Annotated in this window: 8 protein-coding genes; 6 read left to right on the forward strand and 2 right to left on the reverse strand. The window is 71.0% G+C overall.

Annotated features, from left to right (window positions below; all coding sequences use genetic code 11):
• The first annotated feature begins 94 nt into the window (after nucleotides 1-94).
• Entirely contained in the window at nucleotides 95-1,039 is a 945-nt protein-coding gene (locus ABD120_RS08965; RefSeq protein WP_343949265.1) for a COX15/CtaA family protein, read from the forward strand.
• Nucleotides 1,040-1,117: 78 nt separating this feature from the next.
• On the opposite strand, the gene ABD120_RS08970 is transcribed toward ABD120_RS08965, so the two are convergent.
• Nucleotides 1,118-2,272: a PrsW family intramembrane metalloprotease gene (locus tag ABD120_RS08970; protein ID WP_343949266.1), complete on the reverse strand. Its 1,155-nt coding sequence runs from the start codon at nucleotides 2,270-2,272 to the stop codon at nucleotides 1,118-1,120.
• 49 nt (nucleotides 2,273-2,321) lie between these two features.
• Nucleotides 2,322-3,263 (reverse strand): heme o synthase, encoded by a 942-nt coding sequence (locus ABD120_RS08975; protein WP_343949267.1) that lies wholly within the window; start codon nucleotides 3,261-3,263, stop codon nucleotides 2,322-2,324.
• A 324-nt stretch (nucleotides 3,264-3,587) separates the two neighbouring features.
• Here ABD120_RS08975 and tkt point away from each other — a divergent pair, with 324 nt between their 5' ends.
• The 5 genes from tkt to ABD120_RS09000 are packed head-to-tail and all read left to right on the forward strand — an operon-like array spanning nucleotide 3,588 to nucleotide 10,859.
• Nucleotides 3,588-5,618 carry a transketolase gene (tkt, locus tag ABD120_RS08980; RefSeq protein WP_343949323.1) on the forward strand — a complete coding sequence of 677 codons (2,031 nt, stop codon included), beginning with the start codon at nucleotides 3,588-3,590 and terminating at the stop codon, nucleotides 5,616-5,618.
• Between the two features lies 1 nt (nucleotide 5,619).
• Nucleotides 5,620-6,717: a transaldolase gene (tal, locus tag ABD120_RS08985; protein ID WP_343949268.1), complete on the forward strand. Its 1,098-nt coding sequence runs from the start codon at nucleotides 5,620-5,622 to the stop codon at nucleotides 6,715-6,717.
• Nucleotides 6,717-8,327 (forward strand): glucose-6-phosphate isomerase, encoded by a 1,611-nt coding sequence (locus ABD120_RS08990; protein WP_343949269.1) that lies wholly within the window; start codon nucleotides 6,717-6,719, stop codon nucleotides 8,325-8,327. Before tal ends, ABD120_RS08990 begins: the two co-directional genes overlap by 1 nt.
• A 1-nt stretch (nucleotide 8,328) precedes the next feature.
• Nucleotides 8,329-9,954 carry a glucose-6-phosphate dehydrogenase gene (gene zwf, locus ABD120_RS08995; RefSeq protein ID WP_343949270.1) on the forward strand — a complete coding sequence of 542 codons (1,626 nt, stop codon included), beginning with the start codon at nucleotides 8,329-8,331 and terminating at the stop codon, nucleotides 9,952-9,954.
• Nucleotides 9,951-10,859: a glucose-6-phosphate dehydrogenase assembly protein OpcA gene (locus ABD120_RS09000; protein WP_343949271.1), complete on the forward strand. Its 909-nt coding sequence runs from the start codon at nucleotides 9,951-9,953 to the stop codon at nucleotides 10,857-10,859. The genes zwf and ABD120_RS09000 overlap by 4 nt, the downstream gene beginning before the upstream one ends.
• Nucleotides 10,860-10,909: the final 50 nt, after the last annotated feature.

Consider the following 10,909-nt stretch of genomic DNA (forward strand, 5'->3'; position numbering starts at 1 on the left):
CCCCCTCTCGGTAATATGTCACACTACACTGAATGGATCTTCCACGCCAGAGGCGACGGCGGGACCGGCACCAGGGGCCCATACCATCGATGTCGTGAACCTACCCACGCGCCGCCTGGCCTCCCGGCTCAGCCTGCCCGTCCTCGCCATGGCCTCCGTGGTCGCCAACGCGGGCATCACCGTGACCGGTGCGGCGGTCCGGGTCACCGGCTCGGGCCTCGGCTGCCCCGAGTGGCCCAAGTGCACCGCCGACAGCTACGTCCCGGTCGCCCACCCGGAGATCTCCCCGGTGATGATGGGCGTCGAGTTCGGCAACCGGCTGGTGACCTTCCTGGTGCTGGCCGTGGGGTTCGCCTGCGTGGTCAAGGCCTGGAGTTCGCGCGGGTCCCGGCCCGACCTGCTGTGGCTGGCGCTCATCCAGCCCGCGGGCATCACCGCGCAGGCGCTGTGGGGCGGCGTCGTGGTCAAGACGATGCTCAACCCGTTCACCGTGGGCATGCACTTCATCCTCTCGATCGGCCTGACGGCCGGGTGCTGGCTGCTGTACACCCGCTCCAGGCAGGGCACAGGGCCCGCCCGCCTGCTCGTCCACCCGGCCATCGCCAAGCTGACGGCCGGCCTGGTGGCCGCGGTTCTCGGGCTGCTGGTGGCCGGGGTCGCCGTCACCGGCACCGGCCCCCACTCGGGCGACGAACTGGCCTCCCGCTTCGACCTCGACATCGAGATCGTCGCCCGGATCCACGCCGACCTCGCCTACCTGGTGGTCGGGCTGACCTTCGCCGTGGTGTTCGCGCTGTACGTCAGCCGCGCGCCCCGGCCGGTGCTGCGGGCCGCGCTCGCGCTGCTGGCGATCGAACTGCTCCAGGGCGCGATCGGCTACACCCAGTACTTCCTCGGGGTGCCCGCGTTCCTCGTGGGGCTGCACGTGCTCGGCGCGACGCTGGTGTGGATCTTCACGTTGCGGCTGGTCTCGGCGACCAGGACGCGCGACGCCGTGGAGCCGGTCCCCTCCCCCACTCTCGCGGCCACCAGCGCCTGACCTGGTATGACCGGATAAGTCCGCCACTCCCCCACCGCCAACAGTCGGGATATATCCGGATACGGGCGCCTGGCACGGTCAGCCGGGCGCTCCGGGCGCCGTCTCGGGCTGCGGAGCCGGAAAGCCCGCTCTGGCCGCGCTCATGCACTCCAGCAGCGCCCGCTGCTCGGTGTGGAAGGTGTGCTCGTCGACCACCCGCCGCGCCGCCCGGTCGTGGAGCAGGCCCAGCTCCGTCGCCGCCAGTTGATAGTCGCTCATCGCCCGCAGCCCCGCCTTGCCGCCGCGCACGCGCGCCCACTGGCGGGCCTGGCGCCGCCGCGACAGCGCCGACAGCATGTACACGTCGGCCCCGTTGACCAGCCCGGTCGGCTGGTAGGGCGGCAGGTAGAGCTGGAGCAGGGCGACGATGCGGCGCCGGTCCTTCAGCACCACGCCGATGAGCGCGAGCAGCACCAGCAGCAGCGTGCCGTAGGCGATGGCCAGACCGCCGATCCCGCCGTAGGAGGCCATGCCGTTCCACAGACCGTGCAGCAGCATGGCGCCCACCCACCCGACCAGCACGTAGCCGACGCGGCGCGTGCCGGTGTGCTGGGCGGCGTAGGCGACGGCGATGCCGATCATCGAGGTGAACAGCGGGTGCGCGAACGGCGAGAGCACGCCGCGCAGCACCACGGTCACCGCGAGCCCCTTCACGCCCTGCTCGGTGAGGGCGGCCACGTAGTAGCTGACGTTCTCGCTCATCGCGAAGCCGAGCCCGACCATGCTGGCGTAGATGATGCCGTCGGTGGGCCCGTCGAGCTCGGCGCGGCGAAAGCGCAGCAGGCCGAGCAGGACCAGTCCCTTCATGGTCTCCTCGACCACGGGCGCGCCGAAGGTGGCCGCGACGCTGCGCGCGTTGTCGGGGCTGAGGTTGGCCGCGTCGATGATGTAGTGCAAGTTGAAGGAGTTGATCACGCCCGCGACCAGGACGGCGATGCCCGCCCCCCAGGCGAAGGCGAAGATCAGGTTGCTGCGCGGCTCCGGCTCCATGCGGTCGAGCGCGAGCACCGCGGCGAGGAGCACCGGCACCGGCGCCAGCGCGAGGGCCAGCGAGATGAAGAACGCGACGGGCGCGCCGTTGAACACGTCGTACGACAGGGAGACGAGGGCGCAGATGCCCGTCACGACCAGCCCGATGATCAACGCGGAGGACGGCCGGTCCTTGAACACCCAGCGTGGATCACGGGACGCCATACGGTGACTGTAACGGATGCGGATCTCGGTGTCCCGGCCGTGTGCCCGCTCAGGCCAGCAGCGGGTCGATGGCGACGGCGAGGAACAACAACGCCAGGTAGGCGTTGGACCAGTGGAAGAATCGCATCGGCCGCAGGTCGACACCGCTCATGCCGGCGTTGAGGCGGCCCAGCACCCGGTAGATCTCCCACAGGCACACCACGCCGAGCACCAGCGCGACCGCCGGGTAGAGCAGCGTGGTGCCCGCGACGGGCCACAGCAGCAGCGAGCAGGCCACGGTCGCCCACGTGTAGGCGATCGACTCCCTGATCACGCGGCGCTCGGTGGCCACCACGGGCAGCATCGGGATCGAGGCCGCCGCGTAGTCCTCCTTGTAGCGCATCGCGAGGGTCCAGGTGTGCGGCGGCGTCCAGAAGAAGACCACGCCGAACAACACCAGTGGCGTCCACTCCAGGCCGCCCGTGATGCCGGACCAGCCGATCACGACGGGCATGCACCCGGCCAGGCCGCCCCAGACGATGTTCTGGGAGGTGCGCCGCTTCAGGATCAGCGAGTAGACGAAGACGTAGAACAGGATCGCCGACAGGTTGAGCAGCGCGGCCACGGCGTTGGTGGTCAGCCACATGCCCGCCACCGACAGCACTCCGAGCACCACGCCGAAGACCAGGGCGGCCTTCGGGGTGACCTGGTGCCGGGCCAGGGGGCGCTTGCGGGTGCGCCGCATCTTCACGTCGATGTCGCGGTCGATGTAGCAGTTGAGCGCGTTGGCGCTGCCCGCCGACAGCGTGCCGAAGACCATGATGGAAAGGGCCGTCCACAGCGGCGGCAGCCCACCGGCGGCCAGGAACATCACGGGCAGGGTGGTGATCAGCAGCAGCTCGATGACCCGCGGCTTGGTCAGGGCGACGTACGCCTTGACGACCGCGCCGATGGAGCGCGCAGGCGTCTTGGCCGGGGCCGGGGCCTGCGGCCGGTTGGTGAGCACCGTCAAGGCGCTTCCAGCGTGTGCGGAGTCAACGCGTAACCTCTGATTAGAGCGATCCGTGATTGGACGCATCGGGCGTTCAAGCGAACAACCAAACTGTAGTCGCAGGGACGGCCGGTCCGGCCAATGGGGGGCTGCGGCCGCTCCTGGACGGGTACGGGGTGGATTGGGAATCGATCTCCGCCTCTACTCGGTTAGGGTCCCGTGTGGGCGGGATCAGCCAACCGGCACCACCGATGACAACCCAAGATTCCGGAGATCGAGCAGTTGAGCACCTTTGAATGGACCGACCTCGACAAGCAGGCGGTCGACGCGGTCCGAGCGCTGGCAATGGACGCGGTGGAGAAGGCCGGCAACGGCCATCCGGGTACGGCGATGAGCCTCGCGCCCGCGGCGTACCTGCTCTTCCAGCGGACGATGCGCCACGACCCGACCGACACCTCCTGGGTGGGCCGCGACCGTTTCGTACTGTCGTGCGGCCACTCCAGCCTGACCCTCTACATCCAGCTGTTCCTGTCGGGTTACGGTCTGACCCTGCACGACCTTGAGACGCTGCGCCAGTGGGACAGCCTCACGCCCGGCCACCCCGAGCACGGGCACACGGTCGGCGTGGAGACCACGACCGGCCCGCTGGGCCAGGGCATCGGCAACGCGGTCGGCATGGCGATGGCCGCCCGCCGTGAGCGGGGCCTGTTCGACCCCGACGCGGCCCCCGGCACGAGCCCGTTCGACCACCACATCTGGTGCATCGCCTCCGAGGGAGACCTGGAGGAGGGCGTCAGCCACGAGGTGAGCGCCCTGGCCGGGCACCAGAAGCTGGGCAACCTCACCGTGCTGTTCGACTCCAACCACATCTCGATCGAGGACGACACGCAGATCGCGCTGTCCGAGGACATCCTCAAGCGGTACGAGGCCTACGGCTGGCACGTGCAGAAGGTCGACTGGACCCGTACCGGTGAGTACGCCGAGGACGTCGCGGAGCTGAACGCCGCCCTTGAGGCCGCCCGCGCCGAGTCCGACCGGCCCTCGTTCATCATGCTGCGCACGATCATCGGCTGGCCCGCGCCCAACAAGCAGAACACCGGCAAGATCCACGGCTCGGCGCTGGGCGCCGACGAGGTGGCCGCCACGAAGAAGATCCTCGGCCTCGATCCGGCCAAGAGCTTCGACGTGCCCGCCGAGGTCCTCGACCACGCCCGCGAGGTGGCACGGCGCGGCCGCGAGTCGCACGCCGAGTGGGACAAGAGCTACGCCGAGTGGCGGCTGACCAACCCGGAGCGGGCCGCCGAGTTCGACCGGATCTCCGCCCGCGAGCTGCCCGCAGGCTGGACGAGCGCGCTGCCCGAGTTCGAGGTGGGCGGCTCCGTCGCCACCCGCAAGGCCAGCGGCGAGTTCCTCAACTCGGTCTCACGGGTGCTGCCCGAGCTGTGGGGCGGCTCGGCCGACCTGGCCGAGTCCAACAACACCACGATGAAGGGCGAGCCGTCCTTCATCCCCGAGGAGTACCAGACCAAGGAGTTCCCGGGCGGCCGCTACGGGCGCACGCTGCACTTCGGCATCCGTGAACACGGCATGGGCGCGATCCTCAACGGCATCGCGCTGCACGGCGGCACCCGGCCGTACGGCGGCACCTTCCTGGTCTTCTCCGACTACATGCGCCCGTCGGTGCGCCTGGCGGCGCTGATGAAGCTGCCGGTCACCTACGTGTGGACGCACGACTCGATCGGCCTCGGCGAGGACGGCCCGACGCACCAGCCGGTCGAGCACCTGTGGGCGCTGCGCGCGATCCCGGGCCTGGACGTGGTCCGCCCGGCCGACGCCAACGAGACCGTGTACGCGTGGAAGACCGTGCTCGGCCACACCGACCGCCCGGCGGCGCTCGCGCTGACCCGCCAGAACCTGCCCGTGTACGAGGGCACCAGCGCCGAGGGCGTCGCCAGGGGCGCCTACGTGCTGCGCGAGGCGAGCGACGGCGTCCCCCAGGTCGTCCTCATCGGCACCGGCAGCGAGGTCGAACTGGCCGTCGGCGCCCGTGAGCTGCTGGAGGCGCAGGGCGTGCCGACGCGGGTCGTGTCGATGCCGTGCGTCGAGTGGTTCCACGCGCAGGACGCGGCCTACCGGCAGAGCGTGCTGCCGCCGTCGGTGCGCGCGAGGGTCGCCGTCGAGGCGGGAATCGGGCTCGGCTGGCGGGAGTTCGTCGGAGAGGCGGGCGAGGTGGTGAGCCTGGAGCACTTCGGGGCATCGGCACCGTACAAGACGCTTTACGAGCAGTTCGGTCTGACGGCCGAGCGTGTGGCGGCGGCCGCCAGGGCGAGCCTCGCCAGGCTCGGCCAGGACAAGGGCGAGACGACGGGAAACTGAGATGAGCGGCAACGACAATCTGAATCGGCTCTCCGGCCAGGGCGTGTCCATCTGGCTGGACGACATCAGCCGCGAGCGGCTGCGCACGGGCAACCTCGACCAGCTGATCGGCGACAAGAACGTGGTGGGCGTGACGTCCAACCCGACGATCTTCGCATCGGCGCTGAGCAAGGGCGACGCCTACGACGCCCAGCTGCACGACCTCGCCGTGCGCGGTGTGGGCGTCGACGAGGCGGTGCGCGCGATCACGACGTACGACATCCGCTGGGCCGCCGACGTGCTGCGCCCGGTCTACGACGCCACCGGCGGCGTGGACGGGCGGGTCTCGATCGAGGTGGACCCGCGCCTGGCCCGCGAGACGGAGAAGACCATCGCCGAGGTGCGCGCGCTGTGGTGGATGGTCGACCGGCCCAACCTGTTCATCAAGATCCCGGCGACCCTGGAGGGGCTGCCCGCGATCACGCAGGCGATCTCCGAGGGCATCAGCGTCAACGTCACGCTGATCTTCTCCCTGGAGCGCTACCGCGCGGTCATGGACGCCTGGCTGGCCGGCCTGGAGGCCGCCCACGCCAAGGGCCTGAACCTCGCGAACGTGGAGTCGGTGGCCTCGTTCTTCGTCAGCCGCGTCGACTCCGAGATCGACAAGCGGCTCGACGCGGCGGGCCGGCCGGAGCTCAAGGGCAAGGCGGGCGTGGCCAACGCGCGCCTGGCCTACGCGGCCTTCGAGGAGGTCATGAACTCCGAGCGCTGGCAGCGGCTGCGCGCCGCCGGCGCCCGCCCGCAGCGCCCGCTGTGGGCCTCCACGGGCGTGAAGAACCCCGAGTACTCCGACACCATGTACGTCGACGAGCTGGTCGCCCCCGGCACCGTGAACACGATGCCGGAGAAGACCCTCGACGCCGAGGCCGACCACGGCAAGGTCACCGGCGACACCGTCCGGCCCTTCTACGAGCAGGCGTGGAACACCATGGCCGCGCTCAAGGAGGCGGGCGTCGACTACGACGACGTCGTGCGCGTCCTCGAGGACGAGGGCGTCGAGAAGTTCGAGGCGTCCTGGAGCGAACTGCTCGAAAGCGTCGGCAAGAAGCTGGTCGGGTAGTGGAGATCACGATCCGCGAGGAGAGGGCGGCACACGCCGCCGTCTCCGCCGTGGAGCGACTCGTCGCCGACGGCGTCCCCGGACGGCTGGCCGCCGGGGACCCCACGCTGTGGGGCGAGGAGGCCGAGGCGGAGGCGGCCACCCGGCTGGGGTGGCTGAGCCTGCCTCGGACCTCCCGCGAGCTGCTGCCGGAGATCGCCGAGCTGGTCGCCTGGGCGGCGGCCGAGGAGCTGACGAACGTGGTGCTCGCGGGCACCGGCGGCTCGTCGCTGGCCGCCGAGGTCGTCTGCGACAGCGCGGACGTGCCGCTGACCGTGCTCGACACCACCGACAGCCAGCAGGTACGCCGGGCGCTCGCCGAGGGCCTGGCGCACACGGTCCTGGTGGTGGCGAGCAAGAGCGGCGAGACCGTCGAGACCGGCAGCGTCCTGCGGATCTTCGAGGCGGCCTTCCAGGACGCCGGGATCGACCCGGCGACGCGGATCGTGATCGTGACAGACCCCGGCTCGCCGCTCGCGCCGGCGGCGGCCGATGCCGGGTACCGGCTCGTCCTGGCCCGCCCGGACGTGGGCGGGCGCTACTCGGCGCTGTCGGCGTTCGGCCTGGTGCCGAGCGCGCTGGCGGGCGTGCCGGTGGAGCGGCTGCTCGACGAGGCGGCCGAGGTGGCGCCGCTGCTGTCGCGGCCCGAGGGCAACCCCGGGCTGCTGCTGGGCGCGGTGATCGGCGGATCGGCGCTGGCCGGGCGCGACAAGCTGGTCCTTGAGGACCAGTTGTCCGAGCTGAACGGGCTGCCGGTGTGGATCGAGCAGTTGCTGGCCGAGTCCACCGGCAAGGACGGCAGGGGCATCCTGCCGGTCGTCGGCGCCGACCCTTCGGGGGTGGGCGACGAACTGGTCCTGGCGATCGCCTCCGACATCGGAGACGTGCGCGTCGACGGGCCGCTCGGGGCGCAGTTCCTGGTGTGGGAGTACGCGACGGCGGTCGTGGGCCGCCTGCTTGAGGTCAACCCGTTCGACCAGCCGGACGTGGCCTCGGCCAAGCGCGCTACGGCCGCGCTGCTCGTCTCGCCGCACGAGCCGAACGAGCCGGTGCTGGTGGACGGCCCTGTCGAGGTCTACGGCAGCACGTCGGCCCATGACCTGCCCGGCGTCTACTCCGAGTTGCTCCACGCCGTCCCCCACGACGGCTACCTGGCGGTGCTGGCCTACCTCGACCGGCTGGCCGCCTTCGACGCGCCGGTGCCCGACGGCGCCGACTTCGTGGAGATGACCGACGCCTGGATGGCGGCCGACGCCGCGACGCTGCGCGCGCTGCTGGCGCTGCGCACCCCGCGGCCGGTGACCTTCGGCTGGGGTCCGCGTTATCTGCACTCCACCGGGCAGTACCACAAAGGCGGGCCGCCCACCGGGGTGTTCCTGCAGATCACCGGGGTGGTGCAGGACGACGTCCCGGTGCCGGGGCGCTCCTACACGCTTCGCTCGCTCCAGCTCGCGCAGGCGCTCGGCGACCTGACGGCGCTGACCGAGCTCGGCAGGCCGGCCGTACGCCTGCATCTGACCGACCGGGCGGCGGGGGTCGCGCACCTGCTCGCCGCAGCACAGGAGGCTTGAGATGAATGACCCGGCAGCGCCCGCCGAGGAGGCCGCGACCGTAGCGGCCGCCGTCGCGGGCACGGCCGCCCCTGCGGGAACGACTGTGGACACAGCGGTGAACCCGGCGGCGGTCAACCCCCTTCGCGATCCGCGTGACAAGCGGCTGCCCAGGGTGGCGGGTCCGTGTGTGATGGTGTTGTTCGGTGTGACGGGTGACCTGGCCAAGCGCAAGCTGCTGCCGGCGATCTACGACCTGGGCAACAGAGGGCTGTTGCCGCCCGGCTTCTCGCTGGTGGGCTTCGCCCGTCGTGACTGGAAAGACCAGGATTTCGCGAAGCTGACGCACGACGCGGTGAAGGCCAACGCGCGCACGCCGTTCCGCGAGGAGGTCTGGAGGCAGCTCGCCGAGGGCATCCACTTCGTGCCCGGCGAGTTCTCCGACGACGGCGCGTTCGACGCGCTGGCGATGGCGTTGAAGGAGATCGACCAGACCCGGGGCACGGGCGGCAACTATGCGTTCTACCTGTCGGTGCCGCCGAAGTTCTTCCCCAAGGTGGTGCAGCAGCTCAAGCGGACCGGCCTCGCCGACGCCCCCGAGGGCTCGTGGCGGCGCGTGGTGATCGAGAAGCCGTTCGGCCACGACCTGAAGAGCGCCCACGAGCTCAACGAGATCACCACCGAGGCCTTCCCGGAGTCGTCGATCTTCCGGATCGACCACTACCTGGGCAAGGAGACCGTCCAGAACATCATGGCGCTGCGCTTCGCCAACAACCTGTACGAGCCGATCTGGAACCGCTCCTACGTCGACCACGTGCAGATCACCATGGCCGAGGACATCGGCCTGGCCGGTCGCGCGGGCTACTACGACGGCATCGGCGCGGCCCGCGACGTGATCCAGAACCACCTGCTCCAGCTCCTCGCGCTGGTGGCGATGGAGGACCCGACCTCCTTCGACGCCTCCGCGCTGCGGCGGGAGAAGGAGAAGGTGCTGAAGGCGGTGCGGCTGCCGGCCGACCTGAAGCACAACACGGCGCGCGGCCAGTACGCCAAGGGCTGGCAGGGCGGTGAGAAGGTCGTCGGCTACCTCCAGGAGGACGGCATCCCCGCCGACTCCACGACCGAGACGTACGCGGCGATCAAACTGGAGATCGCCAACCGGCGATGGGCCGGGGTGCCGTTCTACCTGCGTACCGGCAAGCGGCTCGGGCGGCGGGTGACGGAGGTCGCGGTCGTGTTCCAGCGGGCGCCGCACCTGCCCTTCAGCAAGGACGACACCGAGATCCTCGGCCAGAACGCGCTGGTCGTCAGGGTCCAGCCGGACGAGGGCATCACCGTGCGGTTCGGCTCGAAGGTGCCGGGCACCGCGATGGAGGTGCGCGATGTGTCCATGGACTTCGCCTACGGCGAGTCGTTCATGGAGTCCTCGCCGGAGGCGTACGAGCGGTTGCTGCTCGATGTGATGATCGGCGACCCGCCGCTGTTCCCGCACCAGCGGGAGGTGGAGCTGTCGTGGAAGATCCTCGACCCGATCGAGGAGTTCTGGGCCACGCAGGGCCAGCCGGAGGAGTACCCGTCCGGGTCCTGGGGACCGCCGTCCGCCGACGAGATGATGGCCCGCGACGGGCGCGTGTGGAGAAGGCTATGACCAGTTTCATGCTCACGGACACCACCGCGGGGAAGATCTCCGCGCAGCTCACCCATCTGCGCCACCAGATGGGCGCGCCCGCCATAGGGATGGTGCTGACGCTGGTGGTGGTCTGCGACGAGCGCGACCAGTACGACTCGCTGCGCTCGGCCACGGAGGCGGCGCGCGAGCACCCCTCGCGCATCCTCGTGGTGATCAAGCGGGAGACCGACGAGCCCAACCGGCTCGACGCCGAGCTGCGCGTCGGCGAGTCCACGCCGGGCGAGGTGGTGGTGCTGCGCCTGTACGGCGAGCTGACCGCGCACGCCGACTCGGTGGTGAGCCCGCTGCTGCTGCCGGACACGCCGGTGGTGGCGTGGTGGCCGGGCGAGGCGCCCGACGTGGTGTCCAAGGACCCGATCGGGATGCTCGCGCAGCGGCGCATCACCGACGCCAAGTCGGGTGACGGGGTCAAGGAGCTGGTGACGCGGGCCAGGGGGTATGCCGGCGGCGACACCGACCTGGCCTGGGCGCGGATCACGCCGTGGCGCAGCCTGCTGGCCGCCGCCTTCGACCAGCAGGTGGGACGGGTGCGGAAGGGCGTGGTCGAGGCGCTGGCCGGGCATCCGAGCGCGCCGCTGCTGGCGGCGTGGCTGACCGAGCGCCTGGGCGCGCCGGTGAAGGTGGTGGAGTCGGCGGGGCCGGGGCTGACGTCGGTGCGGCTGACGCTGGGCGACGGGGAGCTGTCGGTGGTGCGCTCGGACTCGCGGCAGGCCACGCTGTCGCGGCCGGGCCGTCCGGACCGGCACGTGGCCCTGGCCCGGCGGCAGACGCCCGAGCTGCTGGCGGAGGAGCTGCGCCGCCTGGACAGCGACGAGATCTACGAGGCCGCGGTGAAGAAGCTCGCCAGGTCCCACAAGGGCTGAGGCCCTCGAACCCACCCATCCCGTACGGCCCGGCCACCCCAGCCGCCGCC

Source organism: Nonomuraea longicatena, from assembly GCF_039525605.1.
Lineage (GTDB): Bacteria > Actinomycetota > Actinomycetes > Streptosporangiales > Streptosporangiaceae > Nonomuraea > Nonomuraea longicatena.